The sequence below is a fragment of the Rhizobium sp. NZLR10 genome (genome assembly GCF_019685125.1).
Taxonomy (GTDB): domain Bacteria; phylum Pseudomonadota; class Alphaproteobacteria; order Rhizobiales; family Rhizobiaceae; genus Rhizobium.
The window spans coordinates 291,336-313,426 of the sequence record NZ_JABDWE010000002.1 but is presented as its reverse complement, the minus strand read 5'-3'; the positions used below and the strand labels follow the sequence as shown (position 1 = coordinate 313,426).

Annotated in this window: 19 protein-coding genes; 6 read left to right on the top strand and 13 right to left on the bottom strand. The window is 62.1% G+C overall.

The genetic code is table 11. The features are described from left to right. Positions 1-2 precede the first annotated feature (2 nt). The 4 genes from HJB82_RS04795 to HJB82_RS04780 all read right to left on the bottom strand — a co-directional run bounded on the left by HJB82_RS04795 (position 3) and on the right by HJB82_RS04780 (position 5,942). Positions 3-1,052, bottom strand: coding sequence for a carbohydrate ABC transporter permease (locus HJB82_RS04795; protein WP_207584185.1), 1,050 nt, complete (start codon positions 1,050-1,052; stop codon positions 3-5). Further along, positions 1,049-2,086 (bottom strand): carbohydrate ABC transporter permease, encoded by a 1,038-nt coding sequence (locus tag HJB82_RS04790; protein WP_207584184.1) that lies wholly within the window; start codon positions 2,084-2,086, stop codon positions 1,049-1,051. The genes HJB82_RS04795 and HJB82_RS04790 overlap by 4 nt, the downstream gene beginning before the upstream one ends. 11 nt (positions 2,087-2,097) lie before the next feature. Further along, positions 2,098-3,357, bottom strand: coding sequence for an ABC transporter substrate-binding protein (locus tag HJB82_RS04785; protein WP_207584183.1), 1,260 nt, complete (start codon positions 3,355-3,357; stop codon positions 2,098-2,100). Between the two features lie 65 nt (positions 3,358-3,422). Then, positions 3,423-5,942 (bottom strand): hypothetical protein, encoded by a 2,520-nt coding sequence (locus HJB82_RS04780; RefSeq protein ID WP_221139639.1) that lies wholly within the window; start codon positions 5,940-5,942, stop codon positions 3,423-3,425. Positions 5,943-6,128: 186 nt separating this feature from the next. Here HJB82_RS04780 and HJB82_RS04775 point away from each other — a divergent pair, with 186 nt between their 5' ends. Continuing rightward, positions 6,129-7,175, top strand: a complete 1,047-nt coding sequence (locus tag HJB82_RS04775; RefSeq protein WP_207584181.1) for a LacI family DNA-binding transcriptional regulator — start codon at positions 6,129-6,131, stop codon at positions 7,173-7,175. On the opposite strand, the gene HJB82_RS04770 is transcribed toward HJB82_RS04775, so the two are convergent. From HJB82_RS04770 to HJB82_RS04750, 5 genes are read right to left on the bottom strand one after another with little or no spacing between them, the layout of a single operon-like run. Beyond that, complete coding sequence (locus HJB82_RS04770; RefSeq protein WP_207584180.1) at positions 7,162-7,905, bottom strand: ABC transporter ATP-binding protein; 744 nt, start codon at positions 7,903-7,905, stop codon at positions 7,162-7,164. The genes HJB82_RS04775 and HJB82_RS04770 overlap by 14 nt on opposite strands. Further along, positions 7,902-8,747, bottom strand: coding sequence for an ABC transporter ATP-binding protein (locus HJB82_RS04765; protein ID WP_207584311.1), 846 nt, complete (start codon positions 8,745-8,747; stop codon positions 7,902-7,904). The genes HJB82_RS04770 and HJB82_RS04765 overlap by 4 nt, the downstream gene beginning before the upstream one ends. Before the next feature lies 1 nt (position 8,748). Then, positions 8,749-9,651: an ABC transporter permease gene (locus tag HJB82_RS04760; RefSeq protein WP_221139638.1), complete on the bottom strand. Its 903-nt coding sequence runs from the start codon at positions 9,649-9,651 to the stop codon at positions 8,749-8,751. Next, positions 9,648-10,676 (bottom strand): ABC transporter permease, encoded by a 1,029-nt coding sequence (locus tag HJB82_RS04755; protein ID WP_221132592.1) that lies wholly within the window; start codon positions 10,674-10,676, stop codon positions 9,648-9,650. Before HJB82_RS04755 ends, HJB82_RS04760 begins: the two co-directional genes overlap by 4 nt. A gap of 21 nt (positions 10,677-10,697) precedes the next feature. Beyond that, a complete protein-coding gene (locus tag HJB82_RS04750; protein WP_207584177.1) occupies positions 10,698-12,293 on the bottom strand; it encodes an ABC transporter substrate-binding protein in 1,596 nt (531 codons plus the stop codon). A gap of 133 nt (positions 12,294-12,426) precedes the next feature. On the opposite strand from HJB82_RS04750, the gene HJB82_RS04745 reads away from it, so the two are divergent. From HJB82_RS04745 to kdgD, 3 genes are all read left to right on the top strand, one after another. Beyond that, positions 12,427-13,137: a FadR/GntR family transcriptional regulator gene (locus HJB82_RS04745; RefSeq protein WP_207584176.1), complete on the top strand. Its 711-nt coding sequence runs from the start codon at positions 12,427-12,429 to the stop codon at positions 13,135-13,137. A gap of 65 nt (positions 13,138-13,202) precedes the next feature. After that, positions 13,203-14,177, top strand: coding sequence for a mannonate dehydratase (locus HJB82_RS04740; RefSeq protein WP_221132591.1), 975 nt, complete (start codon positions 13,203-13,205; stop codon positions 14,175-14,177). 35 nt (positions 14,178-14,212) lie between these two features. After that, complete coding sequence (gene kdgD, locus HJB82_RS04735; RefSeq protein WP_221132590.1) at positions 14,213-15,139, top strand: 5-dehydro-4-deoxyglucarate dehydratase; 927 nt, start codon at positions 14,213-14,215, stop codon at positions 15,137-15,139. 139 nt (positions 15,140-15,278) lie between these two features. On the opposite strand, the gene HJB82_RS04730 is transcribed toward kdgD, so the two are convergent. The 4 genes from HJB82_RS04730 to HJB82_RS04715 form a co-directional block, all read right to left on the bottom strand. Beyond that, positions 15,279-16,352: an ABC transporter ATP-binding protein gene (locus tag HJB82_RS04730; protein ID WP_207584173.1), complete on the bottom strand. Its 1,074-nt coding sequence runs from the start codon at positions 16,350-16,352 to the stop codon at positions 15,279-15,281. 23 nt (positions 16,353-16,375) lie between these two features. After that, the gene (locus HJB82_RS04725) at positions 16,376-17,224 is read right to left on the bottom strand and encodes a carbohydrate ABC transporter permease (RefSeq protein WP_207584172.1); all 849 of its coding nucleotides are present in this window, start codon (positions 17,222-17,224) and stop codon (positions 16,376-16,378) included. Continuing rightward, positions 17,217-18,155 (bottom strand): carbohydrate ABC transporter permease, encoded by a 939-nt coding sequence (locus tag HJB82_RS04720; RefSeq protein ID WP_207584171.1) that lies wholly within the window; start codon positions 18,153-18,155, stop codon positions 17,217-17,219. Before HJB82_RS04720 ends, HJB82_RS04725 begins: the two co-directional genes overlap by 8 nt. A gap of 86 nt (positions 18,156-18,241) precedes the next feature. Beyond that, positions 18,242-19,546, bottom strand: coding sequence for an ABC transporter substrate-binding protein (locus HJB82_RS04715; RefSeq protein WP_221115947.1), 1,305 nt, complete (start codon positions 19,544-19,546; stop codon positions 18,242-18,244). Positions 19,547-19,747: 201 nt separating this feature from the next. Here HJB82_RS04715 and HJB82_RS04710 point away from each other — a divergent pair, with 201 nt between their 5' ends. Continuing rightward, complete coding sequence (locus tag HJB82_RS04710; protein ID WP_207584169.1) at positions 19,748-20,947, top strand: ROK family transcriptional regulator; 1,200 nt, start codon at positions 19,748-19,750, stop codon at positions 20,945-20,947. A gap of 33 nt (positions 20,948-20,980) precedes the next feature. Continuing rightward, on the top strand, positions 20,981-22,081 hold the full coding sequence (locus tag HJB82_RS04705) for a Gfo/Idh/MocA family protein (RefSeq protein WP_207584168.1): 1,101 nt from the start codon (positions 20,981-20,983) through the stop codon (positions 22,079-22,081). The last annotated feature ends 10 nt before the right edge of the window (positions 22,082-22,091 follow it).

The following is a 22,091-nucleotide window of genomic DNA, read 5'->3' as shown; positions in this document are numbered from 1 at the left end:
GACTATTTGAGTCCCGAGCCGGCAATGCCCGTGGTGATGAAGCGCTGCAGGAAGACGAAGATCAGCACGACCGGGATCATCGAGACGACCGTCATGGCGAGGATGTAGTGCCATTGCACGTTGAGCTCGCCGGCATAGACGTTGAGACCGACCTGCAGCGTATAGAGTTCCTTGCGCGACAGCACGATCAGCGGCCAGAGAAAATCGTTCCAGCGCCAGACGACCGAGAAGATCGCCAGCACCGCAAGCGCCGGCGCCGACAGCGGCAGGATGATGCGCCAGTAGATCTGCCATTCACTGGCCTTGTCCATGCGCGCGGCGTCGATCAGCTCGTCGGGGATGGTCAGCATATATTGCCGGAGCAGGAAGACACCCGTCGGGGTGGCGACCGTCGGCAGGATGACGCCCCAGAGGCTGTCGAAGAGGTTCAAGGTGCCGATGACGGAATAGAGCGGCACGACGATGACCGAAAGCGGCACCATCAGCGTCGCCAGGATCATCAGCATAACGGCAGTGCGGCCGGGGAACTGGTATTTCGACAGCGCGAAGGCGGCCATTGAATTGACCAGCAGCGTGATCGCCGTCGCGATGACGGTCACGAAGACGGAGTTGCGTAGGAACAGGAAGAAATCGAAGCGCTGGAACGGCTCGGTGTAATTGCCGGCGGCGAATTCGACCTGGCGCACCGGGGTGCGGTCCTTGATGTTCGCCTTGACGATTTCACCCGGCTGTTTCGGATCGACCATCTGGCCGATGATGCCGATGCGGCGGACTTCGGCGAGCACACGGCTGCTGCCATCGGGCATCGTCACGGTATAGAGCGGCAGCGGCTTGTCGTAACCCGGCACCACGGCCTGTTCGGTGACATAGGGCAGGAAGGATGGCGGGAACTCGGCAAGGGCGGCCGGCGTCTTGAAGGAGGAGAAGACCAGCCAGACGGCCGGGCCGAACATCAGGAAGACGCCCGAGATCAGCCAGATCCAGGTGACGACATCCGTCCAGTGCCAGCCGCGGCCGCGGCGGCGCAGCAGGAACGTGCCGACAGCGCTCATTGGCGTGTCCCCTTTTTCTCGTTACGGCTGCTGGCTCCGAGTTGGACCAGCGTCAGGATGACGAGCACGATGCCCATCAGGATCGAGGCGGCCGAAGCGAGCCCCGGATTGCGCAGTGAACTCGCAAAGCCGGTCTCGTAGATATATTGGGTGATGTACATGGTGCTGGTGCCCGGCCCGCCGCCGGTGAGCACGAAGACCTCGTCGAAGATCTGCACGGCGCGGATCAACGCCAGGACCAGGACGACGATGAGGTTCGGCATCAGCAGCGGCAAAGTGATGCGCCGGAAGATGCGGGTGGGGCTTGCCTTGTCCATCGCAGCCGCCTCGTAGAGATCCCGCGGGATCGCCTGCAGGCCGGCGAGCAGGATCAGCGCGTAAAAGCCCATATGCGCCCAGACCGAGACGAAGACGGCGAAGAAGAAGGCCCAGAAACGATCGCTGAGCCAGGAGAAGGGTTCGAAGCCGAAGGGGCTCAGCGCATAGTTCAGCAGGCCCTGGCGCTGCAAGATCCACTTCCAGATCAGGCCGACGACGACGGGCGACAGCAGCACCGGAAAGAAGAACACGGCCCGCCAGAAGCCCCGATTGGAAAGCTCGCGGTTGAGGATCAAAGCCGTTGCCAGCGCCGCGATCAGCATCGCCGTCACCTGGAAGACGACGAAGACGGCGGTGTTGCGCACAGCCGCCCAGAAGGTGTCGGCCGCGCAGGTCGAAGGGTCGAGATAAGAGCCGCAATCGAAGAGGATGCGATACTGGTCGGCGCCGACATAGGTCCTGTTCTGCAGGAAGATGCCGCTGCCGCTCGTCGTCGAATAGAGGAAGTTGATGACCAGCGGCAGGAGCACGAAGACGGTGAAGATCAGCATGTTGGGCGCCAGGAAGACACCCGCCATGCCGTTCAGCCCCGTCAGCTTCTGCCAGGCGCGCATGGGAACGTCGACCAGCCCCATGGCAAGCCGGACAGGCGCAACGAGCGCCTGCCGCAGACCGGCTTTCGCCGGCGGTTCAGAAGTAACCGTCTTCTCCGCCATCTGTTCTTCCGTCAGTTGCCGGCGACCTTGGCCTTGATGTCCTCGTCGATGCGGGCATAGGCGTCGTCGAGCTTCATTTCGCCGGCGATCACCTGGCTGATGCGGGCGACGATGGCGCTGTAATAGGCGTCCGACCACTTCCAGCCCGGCAGCTTCATGGCGGGTGCGGCCGTCTGGCCGGCGGATTCGACGAAGGCCTTCAGCGCCGCCTGCACATGCGGATTGTCGGTCTTGAAGTCCATCTGGCCGGCCGCCACCGCCTTATGCGCCGGAATGAACAGGCTCCGCTCGGCGAATTCCTTCTGCACGTCGGCGCCTGCCAGGTAATCCATCACCTTGGCGACGTCCTTCGGGTTCTTGGTATATTTGACGGCGACGAGACCGGCGCCGCCCTGCATGCCGGTGCAGGCGGCCGTACCGCAGGGGCTTCCCGCCATCACCCAATCGAAACTGTCGCCGATCTTCTGGGCGAAGCCCGAGATCTGCCAGCTGCCCGAATAATAATAGGCAAGGCCACCATTGATGAAGTCTTCGGCCGCGGCGCGATAGGTGGTGCCGGCAGCACTCACCCAGACATCCTTGTTGACGATGCCGTCCTCGTTCCACTTGACGAAGCGGCTGAGGAATTCCTTGGCGCCCTGATCGATCGGCGCCGGTTTGCCGTCGGCGGCGATATAGTTGGCGCCGTAGGAAATGTTCGGGCCAGAGACGCGGTGGCCGGAGCGGTCGATCGCCATGGCGAAGACCTTCTGGCTGTCCGCAACCTTCTTGGCGGCCGCCGCCCAGTCATCCCAGGTTGCCTTCGGGCCGGGGATTTCGACACCGGCCTGCTCGAACAGTGTCTTGTTGACGAAGCCGCCGGTCAGCGTCAGCTGCGTCATGAAGCCGGTGATGGCGTTCGAGCCGTCAGGGCGCATCCAGTCGGCCTGGGCGCCGAAATTGTCGTCCCAATATTTCGCGTCGGCAAGGAGGGGGCGAAGATCAAGCCAGTGCTGCGCCTGCGCCTTCAGATTGGTGACGCGGGCGATATCCGGCCCCTTGCCGGCTTCGAGCTGCACCGGCAGCTGTTCCTTGACGACGTCGTAGGAGACCTCGTCGAGGATGACGTTGATGTCGGGATTGGCCTTGGAGAAGCGCGCCAGCAGATCCTTGATAACAGCGCCTTCGCCGCCGTCGGAATACCACATGATGCGCACGTCGCCGGCATGGGCGGCAACGGAACTCATGAGAACAGCAGCCAAAGCCGCGCCGATCGATTTCATTCTGGTCATTTTCTCCTCCTCTTGACCGATGAATTCCCCTGCCCGGCCGGTCCTCCGCCTGCCGGACATCTCGTCTACGAGGCGGCGCGCCGAGGCTGCCTGCCGGGTATTTCCAAATGTACCGCGTCTCCCCGCACCGACCAGTCCGAAGGACGAAGAATACGGCCTTCGGCGCGCACAGTGCCGTCCTCCTCGAAGACGACCTGGCCATAATCCGGATCGACGACGATCAATGCGCCCTCGTCATCGCGGCGGGCCGAAAGCGTGGCGAAACGCGCCTGCATTCCGTCGAGGCCACCCTCGCGCTCAAGATCGGAGAGGCGGACGATCCAACGGCCGTTACGGCCGGCGAGGCGCAGTTCGATATCGGTGGTCGGGCCCTGCTTCACCGGCTCCAGCGCCCCATTGCCGATCAGCATTGCAAACCCGTTGCCGGAGCGGGCGAGCGCCAGGTTGCCTTCAACCATCGTGTCGTCGAAGGCTTCGAGGGGAAACCAGGCATGGGTGAAATCCGGCTGGCCCTCATGGATGGCGAAATCGAGGATCGCCAGATCGCGATACTGGTGCACACGCGGCAGCGTCCCGCAGCCGCCCCAGAAGCTTGGCCGGCCGTAGCCGAACTGAATGGTTTCGCCGGGATGGTTGATCCAGATCTGCGCTTCCGGCCGGTCGCCCAAGCGCAGCTGCAGCACCGTCTCCTGATAACCCCAGGCGCCGGGGCGATAATGGGCGATGGTGCCGAGCGCGGTGTCGCGCGTCTTATAGTGATAGAGCGCGGCGAAACTGTTCTCGCCCTGCGAGAATGTCCATTCCTGCGCGTCGTCGGACTGGTGCGCGGCGATTTCGGCAAGTGCTTCTGGAAAACGCAGGCCATGATCGCGGATGCAGACGGCAAGCTGCGGCAGCGCATGGACGCGCCGGCCGTACCAGCCGCGGCCCCAGAGCAGCCGGGCGATGGCGGACAGTTCCACCGAGCGGCCGGGACGCAGAGTATGTTCGTAGGAGCGGCCCTGGCTGCCGGTCAGCATGCCGTGATGGGCCGAGCGGGCGACGATCTCCATCAGGCGGACGATGCTGGCACTCGCCCGGGCGCGGATCGCCTCATCCGGCGCGCAGGCGGCGAGCGCCGTCAGGCCCTTGAGGTCGATCGGGAAATAGGGAACGGAATTCCACTCGGCCATTTCCCAGCGCTCGAAATGATCGAGCCAAGCGCGGACGCGCTCTTCGCCGACCTTCATCTGCTCGGCGCCGGTACGGCCGGAACGAACGAAGACGGCATCGGGGAAAAGCTTGCCGCCGAGATAGGCGGTGGTGTGGAAGAGGAGCGCGTGGTTTTCCGAAAAATACCACTGAACGTCGTTGCCCGGCTCGTCCATCCAATAGCGGTAATTGAGAACGGCGTGTTCGATCCTCTGCCTGAGAGCCTGCGACAGCAGATCGCTCCAGCGGGTATAGGCAAAGAGCAGCGGCACCAGCACGAAATCGGCGCAGTCGTGGCAATCCTCGATGACCGGCAGCATGGCCGAAATCATCGCTTCGGTCTCCTCACCGCCCTGCCCCAGAGCCAAACGCGCGAAAGCGCAGACAGTATCCGGCTCTGAATGAGCGGCGACTTCTTCAAGTGCCTCGGCGACGCGGTCCTCCAGCGCGGCGGGCGCTTGCCCCTGGCGTTGGGGATGACAGATCTCGACGCCGAGTGTGCGGCCGACGGAAAGTTCACCTGCCTTGAAGGTGATGCGGAAATGGCGGAAATCGGCGGGCATCCGCGCCGAGGTGCCAAGCGCCAGCTTGGTAGCGCCTTCCTCGAGCGCGAAGTCATAGTCGAAGCGCTCGCTCGACATGAAGTCGCCTTCGATCTCGACATGGCAGCTCAGCGCCACCGGCAGCGGCACGGGGAAAAGGATCGTCACGTCCTCGCCGAGATAGGCGGTGCGGTCGAAGCGCATGCCTTCGAGGATCGCCTCCAGGCCGTCCGCAGCATCGGCGGCGATCGGAACAGGAACAGCGGTTTCGACCTCAGGACCGTCGAGATAATCCAGCTGGAAATAGAAGCGGGCGTCGCGTTCGGCGAGATCGTCGAAAAAGATGCGGATCTCGTTGAGGCCGTCCGAAAGCTCGACCTCGAAAAGCTGCTGGGCTTCCAGATTGCGCTCGTAAGGCGCCATGAAGCCTTGCTCGCGGCCATTGACGAAAAGGATGGCGCCGCCGCAGGTCGACAGGCGAAGTGTGGCTCGCGCCGCTGAGCGGGCATCGAGGAAAGTGCGCGCCCAGCAGCCGATGCGGGTCGGGCGAAACCAGAAGCCGGAGAGATCGACACGCGGCGAGGCAAAGGGAAGCCACCAGCGAACGGGTTCGAATACGGCGGTCGGTTTCGGTCTTCGGCCGGAGAATGATTTTTTGAATTCGGTGCGGCAGGGATATTCGTGCGGGATGAAGTTCTTCGTCTTGGTGACGAAGAAAAACGGATCCATCCTGCCTTCCATCGGCCGGTCGGCGACGTCGTAGCGCTCTTGCGAGAGGTGGCCGAGCTGCCAATAGACAATCGGTCTCTGCTTGCCGGTGGCGCGGCGAAGATGGGATTTCTCAGCGGTCATGCTTCAGCTCGCTCGAGCCGTGAGACGTCGGAAACGCCGACGCATGGACTGGCGGTCAAGCCGCATCTTCAAAGCCTCCCTGCTCTGCCGCTTGTCGCGGACTCCTCTTGGGCAATTGTGCATAGGCATTCCGTTTGCGCAATCTGAAAGATTTTTGCATAAAGGAATGGGAGCGAGGAGAACGACATGGCGGCGGACGAGAAAAAAGGCAGACGCACGCGTCTCGACGATATCGCCGCCCGGTGCGGCGTCTCGATCAGCACGGTGTCGCGGGCGCTGGCCGGCGAAAAGGGCGTCAGGCCGGACATTCGCAAGCTGGTGCTGGAAACGGCAAGTGCCGTCAGCTACGCCGTGCCGGGAAGCGTCGCCGGCAAAAAGGTCATGCTCGTCGCCTCCGGCGCGGCGATGATCGATTATGTGCGCAACCAGTTCACGCTTTATGTGCTCGAAGGCCTGAATGCGCGGGCGGCGGCCCTCGGCATCGAACTGGCGATGCGACCGGTCGCCGACGAGGGGGATGAAGCGCGCGTCGTCGCCGAGATGCGGGATGATCCGAGTTTCGGCGGCATGCTGATCCTGACCGTCGACGAGGAGGATATGCTGGCGGCAGCCGCCGGTCTCGGCAAGCCCGTCGTGCTCGTCAATAGCGACGATCCCTATATGCGGCTTTCGAGCGTGACGCCCTGCAATCGCTCGGCCGCCTTCATCGCCGCCGAGCACCTGATCAAAACAGGGCATGAACGCATCCTATTCATGCTGCGGCCGGGACGGCGAACGATCGAGCGGCGCCTGGAAGGCTGGCGCGATGCCCTGCAGCATCATGGGCTGAAGGCCGATACCGATCTGGTGCTCGAGGTCGACGACTGGCTGCCGGAACTCGGCGCCGAGGCTCTCACCCGACTTGTCCGCGACAAGGGCCTCTCCTTCACCGCCGTCCTGACGGCGGGCGACAGCCTTGCCAACGGCGCAGTACGCGGATTGCAGGCGATGGGTTATGCCGTGCCGCAAGATGTCTCCGTCATGGGTATCGACGACCTGCCGCAGTCGGCCTTTCTTAATCCGCCACTGTCGACGGTGCATATCCCGATGCGCGAACTCGGCGCCACCGCCCTCGATCTGCTGCGCGACATGATGCTCGGCCTGGCCGCGCCGCGCCGCCGCGTCGAGCTTGCCTGCCACCTCGTCGAAAGGCGTAGCGTCGCAGCCGTGAGCCCAAATATCAGGCTTCGATGAAGCTCGCTTCGAACAGTTCGCGCGCATAGGCATCATGCGTGGTGCCGGCCTGCAGATCCTCCCTGCTCAGTTCGTCGACGAAACAACCGTTCTTCATGATCAACACCCGATCGCACATATGGGCGATGACCGCGAGGTCGTGGCTGACGAGCAAATAGGTCAGTCCCTTTTCCTCACGCTGATCGGCAAGCAGGTTGAGGATTTCGGCCTGGACCGAGACATCGAGCGCCGATGTCGGCTCATCGAGCAGCAGGATGGGCGGCGACAGGATCAGCGCTCGGGCGATCGCCACGCGCTGCCGCTGACCGCCGGAAAGCTCATGGGGAAATCGATTGGCGAAGCTCGCGGGCAGTCCCACCTGGATCAACGCCTTTTCGACCTTCGACCAGATATCGGAATGGCGCATGGCGCGCAGCGGCTCGGCGAGCGCGGTGCCGATGCGATGGCGCGGATGCAGGGATCCGTAAGGGTCCTGAAAGACCATCTGGGCAAACTTCAATTCCTCGCGGGAGCGCTGCTTGCCGATCGGTCTGCCGCCAAGCTCGATCTGCCCGGCCCAGCCGGACTCCATTCCGGCAAGGCAACGCAGCACCGTCGATTTGCCGCATCCGGATTCGCCGACAATGCCGAGCGTCTCTCCCTGGGCGACTTGAAAACTGATGCCCCTGACGACATGGTTGCTGGATTTGCCGGAGGCAAAGACGACATCGAGGTCGCGGACATTGATCATTGCGCCGTCTCCAGATCGAGTTTTGCCCTGTCGAGAACCGCCAGCCGGCGAACCGGGTTCTTCGGGTCGGGCAACGCGGCTATCAACCCGCGCGTATAGGGATGGCGGGCCGCTTCGAGACTGGTCAGCGTCTCGACGATGCGGCCGGCATACATGACGATGATGCGCTCGCAAAAGGCCGCCACCATGCGAATGTCGTGGCTGATCAACAGCAGGCCGGAATTGTTCTCGCGGACCAGTTCATCGAGCAACAGCAGCACGTCCTTGCGAACGCTGACATCGAGCGCCGAGGTCGGTTCGTCGGCGATAACAAGCTTCGGCCGCGCCAGCAGCATCATGGCGATCATGACGCGCTGGCCCATGCCGCCCGATATCTGGTGGGGATAAAGCGCCATGACCCGATCCGGATCGCTGATGCGCACGCGCTCCAGCATGGCGCGGGCGGCGTCAAGCGCCTGGGTCTTGCCAAGACCAAGATGAAGGCGGGCGGCTTCGGCGACCTGCTTGCCGATCGAGAGCACCGGATTCAGCGAATAACGCGGATCCTGCATGATCAGCGCGATATCCTTGCCGCGAAGCGCACCCATTTGCCGCTCGCTTTTGGAAAGCAACGGATCGCCACCGAGGTCCAGGCGTTCGGCGGTGACGACCGCTGCCGGCGGCAGAAGGCGCATGATGGCGCGGCCCGTCGTCGATTTGCCAGAACCGGATTCTCCGACGATGCCGACACGTTCGCGCCCGACGTCGAAACTGACATTGGAAACGGCGGGCACGGCGCCACGGCCGAAGCGAACGCTCAGTCCTTTGACGGACAGAACGGGTTGCAGATCATGGTCATTCATTTCACGATCGGACATGGCGGGGATCCAAAAGGTCGCGCAGAGCATCTCCGGCGATGTTGAAGGCGAGGCTGGTGAGGAGGATGGCGACACCCGGCATCACGGCGACCCACCAGTAATCCAGCATGAACTTGCGGCCGTTGGAGATCATCGCGCCCCATTCCGGCGCCGGCGGCTGCGCGCCGAGGCCGAGGAAGCCGAGCGACGCCGCCGTCAGGATAATGCCGGCCATGTTGAGTGTCAGGCGAACGATGACCGATGGAACGCACATCGGCGCGATGTAGAGGAGAAGGATGCGCAACGGCGAGGCGCCGTAGAGGCGGGCGGCGACCACATAGTCGGCGTTTCTGACGACCAGCGCCTCGGCGCGCGCAAGCCGGGCAATCGGCGGCCAGGCGGTCAGCGAGATCGCAATGATTGCCGTGGTCAGGCCGGCGCCGAGCGCTGCCGCAAAAGCCAGCGCCAGGATCAGCGACGGGAAGGACAGAACGATATCGGTCGCCCGCATCAGCAGCGCATCGGTGCGCCCACCGAAGAAGCCGGCGACGACCCCGATCAGCAGGCCGATCGGCCCGACGATCAGGGAGATCGAAAGCACGGTCTGAATGGTGATGCGCGTGCCGAAGATCAGGCGGCTTAGGATGTCGCGGCCGAATTCGTCGGTGCCGGCCCAATGCGCGAGGCTCGGGGCCTGCAAGGCATCGCCAAGCGACTGCACGACCGGATCATAAGGCGCCAGAAGCGGCGCAAAGATCGCAATCAGGCACAGTAGGCCGAGGATGATGAAACCGGCAAGGCCAAGCGGCTCGGCAGCCAATTTGCGGCCGGCGCGCGCAAACGACGCCGCGATGCGGGTCGACACGCTTGGCGGGCGGATATGAATGTCAGTGCGGATGGCGTCACTCATCGGGCTGCCTCCCGCATGCGCGGATCGAAGACGGCGTAAGCGACGTCGGCGAGGAAGTTTAACAGCATGAAGATGAATCCCACGATGATGGTGCCAGCCACGATGGCGTTCATGTCGCCGATCATGAGGGCGTTCGTCATGTACTGGCCGATGCCCGGCCAGGAGAAGACGATTTCGGTCACGACAGCGCCTTCGAGCAGCCCGCCATAGGAAATGGCCAGGATGGTAATCAGCTGCACGGCAATGTTCGGCAGGACGTGGCGCCAGATCGTGCCGAAGGGGCTCACACCCTTTGCGCGGGCTGCGATGACATAATCCTGGCTCAACTGCTCCAGGGTGAAGCTGCGTGTCATGCGGGTGATATAGGCCATCGCCGCATAGGCGAGGATGATGGCAGGCAGAATGATGTGGCCGAGCGCATTCCAGAAGATTTCCGTCTCGCCCTGCAGCAGGCTGTCGATCAGCAGCAGGCCGGTCCTCGGCGTGACGAGGCCTTCATAAAACACATCGATCCTGCCCGGCCCGCCGACCCAGTTGAGGCCGGCATAGAAGATGACGAGCCCGACGATGCCGAACCAGAAGACCGGGATCGAATGCCCGACGAGCGCCACCACCCGGGCTATCTTGTCGATGAAGCTGTCGCGAAACAAAGCTGCGACCAGGCCGAGCGGCACGCCGACGAATGTCGAAATGATCACCGCCAGAGTCGCCAGTTCGAATGTTGCCGGAAACGCTTGGGCGAGGTCTGAGGAGACGGGATTGCCGGTGAGCACGGCAGTGCCGAAGTCACCATGCGCCAGCCCGTTCAGATAGAGGAAAAACTGCTGGTAGATCGGCAGATCGAGCCCCAGGCGGGCCCGCATCGCCGCGTAGGCGGCGGGATCGGCGAGCTCGCCGACAATCGCGCCGACCGGATCGTTGGGCAAGACGCGGCCGATCACGAAGGTCACACAGAGGAGAATGAACAGGCTGACCAGCAAATGCGCCAGGCGTCGGCCAAATTCGGCTACGGAGAGTTCCTTCATGATCGGCTGTCCTGGGAGTCTTTACTGGGTTTCTACCTTGGTCACGTTCTCGAGACGCGTTAACTGCGACGGATGCCCGACATATCCCTGAACCTTGCTGGTCAGGACGATCGGCTCAAAGCGCTCGAAAAGCGGAAGCACGGCCGGCTTCTGCTCGATGAACATCTTCTGCATCTGAACGTAGAGTTCGCCGCGCTTCTTGGCGTCCGGCTCCATCGATGCCTTCGCCGTCAGGGCCGTCAGTTCGGGAATGTCCCAGGCCGAGCGCCAGACGAAATTGCCGGCATTGTTGGCCTCTTTCGAGTTGTCGGGGTTGGAGGAAAACTGCTCCATCGAACCGAGCACGTTCGGCATGTAGGCGCTGGTCTGCGGGATCAGCAGATCGAAATCCCTGGCGCGATGGGCGGCAATGATTTCCGAGCCGTTGCCCTGCTGGATGTCGATCTTGATGCCGACCTGGGCAAGCGATGCCTGGATGGCGGTGGCAAGATCGATGCGCGGCGTTTGCGCAATGGTCTTCAGCGTCAGCGAGAAGCCGTCCTTGAAACCTGCCTCGCTCAGCAACTGCTTGGACTTTTCGACGTCGAGATGCCAATCCGGGCTCGGGATCGCATATTCGAAGTTCTCCGGAACGGGAACGGTTCTTGCCCGTCCGTAAGGCCCCATGATCGTCTTCTCGATGCCCTTGTAGTCGATGCCGTAAGCAATGGCCTCGCGGACCTTGGGATTGGCGAGGTACTGGTTGCCGGCATTCATCGACAGCACGTAGAAGCCGCCAGTCGGAATACGCTGAATGGCGAAGCCCTGCTTGGCCTGGAAGGTCGCAAGATCGGAGGCCGTGAGCGCACTGGCAATATCGATATCGCCGCGCTCCAGCATCAGCCGCTCGACCTGGCTTTCCGGCACATGGCGGACGATGACGCGCTTCATCTTCGGAGCGCCGGCGACATAACCCTTGTTGGCGTCGAGAATGACAAGCTCGTTCGGAGACCAGCGGTTGAGGGTGAACGGGCCGGAGCCGGCCGAATGCGTCCGCATCCAGGCGTTGCCGTAGTCATTGTCGACGGCGTGGCTCTCGACCTCGACGCTGTCGACCACGCTGGTGGTGGTCGTCGTCAGCCGGTAGAGCAGAAGCTCCGCGGTCACCTGGTCGGAGAGATCGATGCGCACAGTCTGGTCGTCGACCGCCTTGACGAGCTTTTCGACATTGTTCTTGTCGTAACCGACGCGCTTGAGGTTGGCGGCAGCGGCCTGATCCATCTTCAAGAGCCGTGCCAGCGAATAGACGACGTCCTTCGAGGTGACCGGGTTGCCGGAGGCGAAATTGGCCTTGCGCAGCGTAAATGTGATGCCCTTGTCGTCAACCTTCCAGCTTTCCGCCAGCTGCGGAAGGATCTTGCCGTCCGCCGTGCTGGCGACCAGCCGGTCGTAAAGATTCGACATGATCTCGACCGCTTTGCCTTCGGTCGCCTGCTGCGGATCGAGGGACAGAACCTGGGCCAGCGATGTTCCGATCACCAGCTGGTCCTGCGGCGTGGCGGCCTGCAGCTGCGGTGCGGCGATCGTCAGGGCGCCGAAAACGGCGCCGACGAACAAGCCTTTAGAAAAATGCTTCATTGTCACTCCTCCCTGGATTACTGTAGGAGACATATTATGTCGCCCGTATGTCGTATTATGATCTAGCGAAGTCTGATACGGTTGACAAGGCCCGAGCGGGAGACTTGAGTGCAAAGGGATTGGGGAACGGAAAATGACGACACTCGGCCGTGGACGAGAAAGACTGGCGCAACAGGTCATCGATCAGCTGCGGGCGCAGATCGAGACGGGGAAGCTGCGGGTCGGCGACCAACTGCCGACCGAGCCGCAGCTTGAAGCGACGTTCGGCGTCAGCCGCACCGTGGTGCGCGAGGCGATTGCCGATCTCAGGTCGGCGGGCTTCGTCAAGCCGATCCAGGGCAAAGGGGTGTTTGTCGCAGATCCGAAGGCAAATTCTGTCCTGTCATTGACGCCGGTGGAAATCAAAAGCATTCCGGAGACCCTGGAATTGCTGGAGTTTCGTATGGCGGCAGAGGGTGAAGCGGCGGCGATTGCCGCCTATCGCCGCACCGCCGAGCAGGAGGCGGCCATTCGTGATGCCAATCGCAGAATGGCAAACCTGATCGAAACAGGGCAGCAGACGGTGGAGGCGGATTACGCCTTCCACATGGCGATTGCCGCCGCCACGAACAACCGATTCTATGTCGATGTCCTGCGCCAATTCGGCCCCAAGGCCATCCCCCGCGGCCAGTTTCCGACGCTGCCCGAGGCCAATGACCGCGACTATCTTCAAAAGGTTTATGCCGAACATGTCGAAATCCTGTCGGCCATCGCCGATCAGGATCCGGATCGCGCCCGCCAGGCGATGCGCGCCCATATGATGGCCAGTCAACGTCGCTATCGGATGCTCTCCGAGCAGCAATAGGGCTCGACTCTCTCAGAAATTCATATTATGTCATATGACATTGTGTAATTTCGAAAGAGACTCAAATGTATCTGGGAACACAGGTCGCAGCGCGGGACGACGACGATTATCGTATCTTCGCGCAACTGGGTGTGAAGCATATCAACGCCGACCCGCCGGGAAAACCCAGCAGTTGGACGCTTTCCGATCTCGAGCGTCATCGCGACAAGGTCGAAAGCTTCGGCCTGATCCTCGACATGATCCAATTGCCGCTGCCTTCGCAGCCGATCGAGAAGGCGTCCTATCCCGATATATTGCTTGCCGGCCCCGATCGCGACAGGCAGATCGACGCCGTCTGCAAGCTGATCGAGAATACCGCGGCGGCCGGCATTCCGGCGGTGAAATATAACCTCAATCTGATCGGCATTCCCCGCACACCCGATGAACCGGGACGCGGCGGGTCGATGAATGCCAGCTTCCGCTGGGACAAGACGGATCAGCAGGCCGAACCCGGCCTTGCCGGCGTGCTGTCCGAAGACGAAAACTGGGAACGGATCGACTATTTCCTCGAGCGCGTCGTGCCTGTCGCTGCCAGCAATCGCGTCCGGCTCGCCTGCCATCCGCACGACCCCTATACCCCGCCCGGCTATCGCGGCGTCACGCGGGTGCTCGGCACCGTCGAAGGCCTGAAGAAATTCGTGCTGATGCGGGAAAGCCCTTATCACGGCCTCAATTTCTGCCAGGGCTCGATCGGCGAGATGCTCGAAAATCCCGGCAAGGAGATCGACGATGTCATTCGCTGGTTCGGCCAGCGCGGCAAGATCTTCAATGTTCACTTCCGCAACATTCGCGGCGGCAAGCTTTCCTTCATGGAGACCTTCCCCGACGAAGGCGACATGGACATGGTCCGCTCGGTCAGGATCTACAAGGAAGTCGGCTTCAAATACATGCTGATGCCCGACCACGTGCCGACCGTCAGCGGCACGGATCCTTCCGCCACCGCATTTGCTTACTGCTACGGCTATATCGCGGCCCTTCTGCAGGCGCTCGAAAGCGCCTGAACGGTCAACATTCAACACGTAAAGAACAGGACTTGATGATGAACCCGAATGAATTGAAGAAGGCCGTCGGTAGCGGTCTCCTGTCGTTTCCGGTGACGCATTTCGACGATCAGCTGAAATTCGACGAGGCGAAGTACCGCCGCCATGTCGAGTGGCTTGCGGGCTACGATGCGGCTGCACTATTTGCCGCCGGCGGCACGGGAGAGTTCTTCTCCCTCAATCCCGCCGAGATTCCGCAGGTTATCAGGGCCGCCAAGGCGTCGGCCGGCAAGACGCCGATCATCTCGGGAACCGGCTACGGCACGTCGCTCGCCATCGAGATCGCACAGGCGGCCGAGAAGGCAGGCGCGGACGGATTGCTGCTGCTGCCGCCCTATCTGATGTTTGCGGAACAGGCCGGCCTCGTCGCCCATGTCAAGGCGATCTGCCAATCGGTCGGCATCGGCGTCATCGTCTATAATCGCGACAACGCCGTGTTGACGGCCGAAAGCATCGCGCGGCTTGCCGAGGAATGCCCGAACCTGATCGGTTTCAAGGACGGCGTCGGCGATGTCGACAAGGTCATCGAGATCACGACCCTGCTTGGCGACCGTCTCGTCTATGTCGGCGGCATGCCGACCCATGAAGTCTATGCCCAGGCCTATTTCGCCGCCGGCGTGACGACCTATTCCTCGGCCGTCTTCAACTTCGTGCCCGCCCTCGCCCAGCGCTTTTACGGCGCCTTGCGCACCGGCGACCAGGCGACCGTCGACGAGATCCTGAAGAGCTTCTTCTTCCCGTTCGTCGCCTTGCGCAACCGCAAGAAGGGCTATGCCGTCTCGATCATCAAGGCCGGCCTTCGCGTCCTTGGGCAGAACCCGGGCCCGGTGCGCCCGCCATTGACGGATCTCACTCAGGAAGAGCTAGCGCTGCTCGACAAGATCGTCCAGGCCAACGGCGTCTCGCGGATCGCGGCGGAATAGTCTCTGGCTGTCTTTATCAGCAGTCACGACCGCCGGGCTTGCTCGGCGGTTTTGTCGTTGTCAGGCATCCGTTAAATCACGCCTACGGCATGTCGCGCAAAGTGCGCAGCAATTTTGCGATACCTACATGCGATCCACTTCAGAGCGCCACGCCGCTGTTGCGGTCGAAGACGTGCACCTGATCGCTGGCAATGCTTGCCTCGAACACCGCGCCGTAGCGGACGGGGTATTCGCCGTCGACGATGGCGGTCACCTGCTGTCCGGCAAGGTCGAAAACCACATGGGTCTGGGCGCCGGTGGGTTCGACCAGCATGGTGCGGCCGGCAAGCGGCGTGCCGGCTGATATGCCGGGAATGAGATGTTCGGGGCGCAGGCCGATGGTGACGGCCTGGCCGCGCCTGACCTTGCGGTCGGGCGCGATGCGGATTGCCGTGCCGTCGGTCAGGCGGGCGGCGGGTTCGCCATTTTCGCCGTCGACGGTGCCGTCGAGCATGTTCATCGCCGGCGATCCGATGAAGGCGGCGACGAAGAGATTGGCGGGCTTCCGGTAGAGTTCGAGCGGCGTGCCCTGCTGCTCCACCCTGCCCTGATTGAGCACGACGATGCGGTCGGCGAGCGTCATCGCTTCGATCTGGTCGTGGGTGACATAGATCGAGGTCGTCTTCACCTTCTGGTGCAGCGTCTTGATTTCCGAGCGCATCTGCACGCGGAGTTTCGCATCGAGGTTGGACAGCGGCTCGTCGAACAGGAACACGGCCGGATTGCGCACGACGGCGCGGCCCATGGCGACGCGCTGGCGCTGGCCGCCGGAAAGCTGGGCCGGCTTGCGGTCGAGCAGTTCGGCGAGATCGAGCATACGGGCGGCCTCGGCAACGCGGGCCTCGATCTGCGGCTTGGCAACGCCGGCGAGCTTCAGATTGAAGCCCATGTTTTCAGCCACGGTCATGTGCGGATAGAGCGCGTAGGACTGGAAGACCATGGCGATGTTGCGTTCGCGCGGGGTCATGGCGTTGACGACCTTGCCGCCGATGGAGATGTCGCCATCGGTGATTTCCTCAAGGCCGGCAATCATCCGCAGCAGCGTCGATTTTCCACAGCCGGAAGGCCCGACCAGGGCGACGAATTCCCCATCCTGAATATCCAGCGAGATGCCGTGGATGACATCGACGGCGCCATAGGTCTTGCGAATATCGTTCAATTCAACGGATGCCATAAATGCACCTCCAAGGGTTCGGCTCAGGACTTCACGGCGCCCGCGGTCAGGCCGGCGATGATGTGTCTCTGGGCGACGAAAAAGACGATGATTGTGGGAAGGATGGTCAGCGTGATGAAGGCCAGCACCAGCTGCCATTCCGTGCCGTATTCGCCGCGATAGACCATGATGCCGAGCGGCCAGGGATATTTCGATTCGGAGTTCAACATGATCAGCGGCAGGATGTAGCTGTTCCAGCTGCCGACGAAGGAGATGATGCTGACGGTGGCGACGATCGGCCGGGAAAGCGGCAGCGAGATATGCCAGAAGAATCTGAGATAGCCGCAGCCGTCGACGAAGGCCGCCTGAAACAATTCTTCCGGAAGGTTGCGGAAATAGTTTCGGAACAAAAGGATGCTCATGCCGAGGCCGAAGGCCACCTGCGGCAGCACCACGCCCCAATAGGTATCGAGCAGGCCGAGATCGCGGATGCGGATGAAGAGCGGCAGGATTGCGGTTGCCGCCGGAAACATCAGGCCGAGCAGGAAATAATTGAGCAGGAAGGAGGAGCCGAAGAAGCGGACATGGGCAAAGGCGAAGGCGGCCATCGACGAAACGATCAGCGTCAAGAGCACGGTGAGCGCGGCGATAACCAGCGAATTGCCGATCTGCAGCCAGTAGCGCTCGCCGAACAGAATGTCGGTATAGTTTGCCCATTGCCACTCTATCGGCAGGCCGAAGGGATTGGTGCGCAGGTCGCCCAACGTCTTGAAGCCGCCGAGCGCCGTCGTCAGCAGCGGCACGAGTACGATCGCGGCAATCAGGCTCAGCGACACGTAGAGATAGACGCGGGTCGAGGTGCGCATGCGGATGGAAGAACTCATATCAGTCATGGCGCATGAAGATCCTTTTGTAACCGAAGGCGAGCGTGACGCAGATGATGAACAGCACCACGCCGACGGCGCTGCCGAGGCCGACCTGCATGCGCATGACGCCGTAGGTGTAGAGGAAGGTGACCATCGTCTGCGTTGAGTTGGATGGCCCGCCGCCGGTCAGCGGCATGATCATGTCGAAGAGCTGCAGCGAGCCGACGACGGCAAAGAAGATCGAGAGGCGCAAGGTCGAGCCGAGCAGCGGCAGCGTGACATAGCGGAATTTCTGCCAGCCGGTGGCGCCGTCGATCTCGGCTGCCTCCAGCACGCTCTTGTCGACCGATTGCAGGCCGGCGATGAACAGCATCATGTGGAAACCGAAATATTTCCAGACGATGACGCCGAGCACGGCATAGATCGCCAGGTCCTTATCGGCGAGCACATAAGGGTTGGCGAAACCGAAGAAATTGGAAACAGCGGCAAACAGACCGTAATCGCCATCATAGACGAAGCGCCAGATCAGGCCGGCGGCAACGTCGGCCAGCACATAGGGCAGGAAGAAGATCAGGCGGTAGGCGACGACGCCGGGAATGCGGTGGGCCAGCATGGTGGCAAGCCAGATGGCCAGCGGCACCTGGATGCAGATCGAGATCACGATGATCAGGCCGTTATTAAGCAGCGCCTGGGTGAAAGCCGCATTTCGAAACAGAACCTGGAAATTGCGCAGGGCGATGAACTCGGTCGGCGTCCCGTAGCCGTTCCACTTGTAGAGGCTGTACCAGGCCGCCTCGCCCATCGGCATGATGACGAAAAGCGTGAACAGCAAGAGCGCCGGCGGCAGAAAGATCAGCAGCACCGTCAGCCGGTCATGGGCGACCGAGCTCCTGGCGTTTGCGGCTTTCCGTGCCGGCCGTGCGGCTGATGTCATCGATGGGACTGAAATATTGGCCATGGGTCCTGCTTTCGCATGTCGTCGGCAGCAATGCCGGCGCTCCCGCTCTTTAGCTGGGAGCGCCGGGAAGGGTCTGCTGGCGCTGGTTATTGTTCCAGTTCGAAAGCGTCCTGGATCATCTGGGCGCCGTCCTTGGAATTCATCTGCCCGGAAACGATTTCCACCGAGACGTCGTTGACGACACGGCCGACGGCAGCACCGAGATCCTGGTCGAAGAAGTTCTGATGCCAGGTCGAACCCGCAAGCTGTTTGGCCGATTCGGCCAGCAGCGGATTGACGACGCCATCGTCGGCGCCGACGGCAACGGGCAGAAGCATGCCGGCCTTGGCCATCACCCGCTCGTTCTCCGCGCTCGTCAGGAAAGCGAGGAAATCGATCGCTTCCTTGGAGGCCTTCTTGGTAACGGCCCAGCCGTTCAGACCGCCGAGCGTATCCGTCGGCTTGCCGGCGCCGCCATCGACCGTCGGGAAGACGAAACGGCCGATATTGTCAGGTGCTAGGCCCTTGCCGTCGCCGGCATTCTTGCGCTGATTGGCTTCGGTTGCTTCAAAGCCGAGGATGATCGCCGCCTTGCCGTCACCGAAGACGCCGAGCGTCTGCGGCCAGGTCGCGCCGAGATAGCCGGGCTGGAAAGGTTCGAGTTTGCCGAGTTCGGCGAGATCGTCGCCGGCCTTGATGATGGCGGGATCAAGGAAACCTTCGCCCTCGCCCTTCTTGGCCGCGTCGAAAACCTTCTGGCCGCCTTCGCGCATGACGAGATAGCTCCAGTAGAAATGGATCGGCCATTTCTCACCGCCGCCGCCGGCGATCGGCACAATGCCGGCCGCCTTAATCTTCTTCACCGTGGCGAGAAAATCGGCCCAGCTCTTGATGTCCTCGGCTTTGACGCCGGCCTTGGCAAACAGCGCCTTGTTGTAGAAAAAGCTGACCAGACCGACCTTATAGGGGATGGCCCAGGTCTTGCCGTCAAAGGTCAGGCCGTTGACCGAGGCCGGGGTATAGGCGTTGCGCAGTTTGCCGCCATCAGCATCGAGGGCTGCCGTCACATCCTGCAGCGCGCCGGTCTCGGACTGCTGCTTCAAGACGCCGCCGCCCCAGCTGAAGAAGAAATCCGGCACGTCGTCGGATTGCAGCAGAGTGGGAAGCTTGGCCTTGAAGGCTTCGTTTTCGAGGAACTGCATCTGGATATCGACGTCGGGATGCTGGGCTTCGTATTTCTTGACGATGTCTTCCCAGGCCGCGACGTTTTTCGGGTCGAGCTCGAGATGCAGCCACTTGACCACCGTCGTCGCGGAGGCGGCGCCTGCCCCCAACAGCAACAGGCCGGCTGCCGCGGCCACGGATGCGATGCGCCTGCCGCCGAGAGCGGCGCTTTTGTGCATAAAATTCATGATTTTTCCTCCCAGGGGTCTATCCTCACAATTTTTCCCCTATGCGGATTAATTCACCGGAGCTTTCATCCAATGTCAACCCAATGCCGCTATTTTTATCAAATGCGCTTGACAGGGCCACGAAATTGCCGGCTATTTATTTCGTAACCCGTTATAAATATTTGGGTTCCGCCCAACGAAACGCTTGCCTGGCTAGTTCTCATGAAGACCGCAGATCCCGAATTAATGCGCGCGATCAATCGCTTGAACGTGCTCGATACCGTCCGACGCCATGGGCCGATCTCGCGGATCGAGATCAGCGAGCGCACCGAACTCTCCACCACCACGGTTTCGGCCATCACCGCCTCGTTGCTCGACGACGGGCTGATCCTGCCGCGTCACGAAGGCGATATCCGCAATGAGGCGGTGCGCGGCAGGCCGCGGGTGATGTTGGAACTCAATCCCGATGCGGCGCGTGTGGTCGGCGGCAAGATCGCCGCCAACCGGATGGTGTTCGTCGTCACCAATTTCCGCGGCGACGTGCTGTCGAAGCTGGCTTTGCCGATCCGCCTCGACCGGCAGCCGATCGGCGTCATTGCCGATCTGGTCGAGGATGGCGTCAGGCGCTGTGTCGTCGATGCCGGGCTGTCGCTTGAAGACGTCGACAGCGTCTGCCTCGGTTTTCCCGGCGTCATCGAGCACCGCACCGGCTATATCCGCAGCAGCCCGATCTTTCGCGACACCAATGTCGATTTCGCCGCCGAGATGTCGACGCGGCTTTCGACACCGACCATCGTCGAAAGCGACGCCCACGCCATCACGCTTGGCCATCACTGGTTCGGGAAGGCGCGCGATCTCGAGGATATGGTGCTGATTTCGCTGGAACAGACGCTGGGGCTCGGCGTGCTGCACGGCAACAGCCTGTTCCGCGGCGCCGGTGGCCTCAGCCACAATCTCGGCGACCTCGTGCTCGGCACAGGACCGAATGGCGTCGTGCGGCTGTTCAGCCAGGCCGGCGAAAGCGCAATCCTCGGCGAACAGCTGGCCGATGGGCGTTTTGCCGAAGCGATCCGACTCGGGCGCGGCATGAACCATGCCCAGGCGCTGATCAAGGCCGATGACGACCGGCTGATTGGTGCTGCCATCCGCGCCGGCGAAGCGGTGGGATTGACCGTTGCCAACATCGTCACGCTGTTTGCGCCGCCACGGGTCATTCTGGTGGGATCGAGCCTGGCGCTCGGCGAGCCGTTTTTGAACAGCCTGCGCGATGCCTATGCGCTCGCCATTCCGCCGTCGCTGCGCGGCGTCAGCGAACTCGTCTTCGACGATTCGACCGATGATTTCTGGGCCCAGGGTGCGGCTGCGGTGGCGCTCTACGAACTCTACGAATCGCCCTGGAGCACGACGGGGCCGGCGCTCTGACGAGCAGCACAATCATAATGAATGGAGGACTTCATGGATAAAGTCGGTATCGGCATCATCGGATGCGGCAATATTTCGGGCGCCTATCTCAAGGCGATGGCATCCTTTCCCATTCTCGATATCCGCGGCGTCGCCGATCTCAACCGGGAACTGGCAGAGGCAAAGGCTATCGAATTCAACGTTCCGGCAAAGACCGTCGAGGAACTTTTCGCCGACCCCAAGGTTGAGATCATCGTCAATCTGACGATCCCGAAAGCCCATGTCGCTGTTGCGCTGCAGGCCCTCGAAGCCGGCAAACATACCTATTCGGAAAAGCCCCTCGGGATTAATTTCGCAGAAGGGAAAAAATTGGCCGACGCCGCCAAAGCGCGGAATCTTCGCATCGGTGCGGCCCCCGATACTTTCCTCGGCGGCGGCCACCAGACGGCCCGCATCCTGATCGACCAGGGCGTCATCGGCCAGCCGGTCGGCGGCTCGGCAAGCTTCATGTGCCCGGGCCATGAGCGCTGGCATCCGAACCCCGCCTTCTATTACGAAGTCGGCGGCGGGCCGATGCTCGATATGGGGCCCTATTACATCACCGATCTCGTCAATCTGCTCGGGCCGGTGTCTGAGGTTGTCGGCTTTGCGTCGACGCCGCGTACAGAGCGGCTGGTGACCAGCGAGCCGCGCAACGGCGAACATATTCCCGTGCATGTGCCGACGCATGTCGCCGGCATGATGCGTTTTGAGAACGGCGCCGTCGTGCAGATCGCCATGAGCTTCGATGTCGCCGGCCACAAGCATGTGCCGCTCGAAATCTACGGAACCGAGGGCACGCTTATAGTCCCCGATCCCAACAAATTCGGCGGCCCGGTGGAATATCTGAAGAAGGGCGGCGAATTCGAGGACCAGCCACTCACAGCACCCTATGCCGACGGCAATTATCGCTCGCTCGGCGTTGCCGACATGGCGCATGCGATCCGCTCCAACCGGCCGCATCGGGCCAATGGCGATCTGGCGCTGCATGTGCTCGAAGTCATGGAAGCGTTCCACACCGCGTCTGCGACCGGGCGCACGGTGGCGATCACCACGGCGGTGGTGCGCCCCGCCCCCTTGTCCGATTCCATCGTCGACGGACGGCTGGCGAAATAAATTCAGGAGG

Coding starts and splice junctions, on each gene's coding strand:
- HJB82_RS04740 (WP_221132591.1), top strand. CDS start 13,203: ATGTATCTGGGAACACAGGTCGCAGCGCGGGACGACGACGATTATCGT.
- HJB82_RS04750 (WP_207584177.1), bottom strand. CDS start 12,293: ATGAAGCATTTTTCTAAAGGCTTGTTCGTCGGCGCCGTTTTCGGCGCC.
- HJB82_RS04770 (WP_207584180.1), bottom strand. CDS start 7,905: ATGATCAATGTCCGCGACCTCGATGTCGTCTTTGCCTCCGGCAAATCC.
- HJB82_RS04720 (WP_207584171.1), bottom strand. CDS start 18,155: ATGGCCAATATTTCAGTCCCATCGATGACATCAGCCGCACGGCCGGCA.
- HJB82_RS04765 (WP_207584311.1), bottom strand. CDS start 8,747: ATGAATGACCATGATCTGCAACCCGTTCTGTCCGTCAAAGGACTGAGC.
- HJB82_RS04705 (WP_207584168.1), top strand. CDS start 20,981: ATGGATAAAGTCGGTATCGGCATCATCGGATGCGGCAATATTTCGGGC.
- HJB82_RS04710 (WP_207584169.1), top strand. CDS start 19,748: ATGAAGACCGCAGATCCCGAATTAATGCGCGCGATCAATCGCTTGAAC.
- HJB82_RS04745 (WP_207584176.1), top strand. CDS start 12,427: ATGACGACACTCGGCCGTGGACGAGAAAGACTGGCGCAACAGGTCATC.
- HJB82_RS04780 (WP_221139639.1), bottom strand. CDS start 5,942: ATGACCGCTGAGAAATCCCATCTTCGCCGCGCCACCGGCAAGCAGAGA.
- HJB82_RS04715 (WP_221115947.1), bottom strand. CDS start 19,546: ATGAATTTTATGCACAAAAGCGCCGCTCTCGGCGGCAGGCGCATCGCA.
- kdgD (WP_221132590.1), top strand. CDS start 14,213: ATGATGAACCCGAATGAATTGAAGAAGGCCGTCGGTAGCGGTCTCCTG.
- HJB82_RS04730 (WP_207584173.1), bottom strand. CDS start 16,352: ATGGCATCCGTTGAATTGAACGATATTCGCAAGACCTATGGCGCCGTC.
- HJB82_RS04755 (WP_221132592.1), bottom strand. CDS start 10,676: ATGAAGGAACTCTCCGTAGCCGAATTTGGCCGACGCCTGGCGCATTTG.
- HJB82_RS04795 (WP_207584185.1), bottom strand. CDS start 1,052: ATGAGCGCTGTCGGCACGTTCCTGCTGCGCCGCCGCGGCCGCGGCTGG.
- HJB82_RS04790 (WP_207584184.1), bottom strand. CDS start 2,086: ATGGCGGAGAAGACGGTTACTTCTGAACCGCCGGCGAAAGCCGGTCTG.
- HJB82_RS04785 (WP_207584183.1), bottom strand. CDS start 3,357: ATGACCAGAATGAAATCGATCGGCGCGGCTTTGGCTGCTGTTCTCATG.
- HJB82_RS04760 (WP_221139638.1), bottom strand. CDS start 9,651: ATGAGTGACGCCATCCGCACTGACATTCATATCCGCCCGCCAAGCGTG.
- HJB82_RS04775 (WP_207584181.1), top strand. CDS start 6,129: ATGGCGGCGGACGAGAAAAAAGGCAGACGCACGCGTCTCGACGATATC.
- HJB82_RS04725 (WP_207584172.1), bottom strand. CDS start 17,224: ATGACTGATATGAGTTCTTCCATCCGCATGCGCACCTCGACCCGCGTC.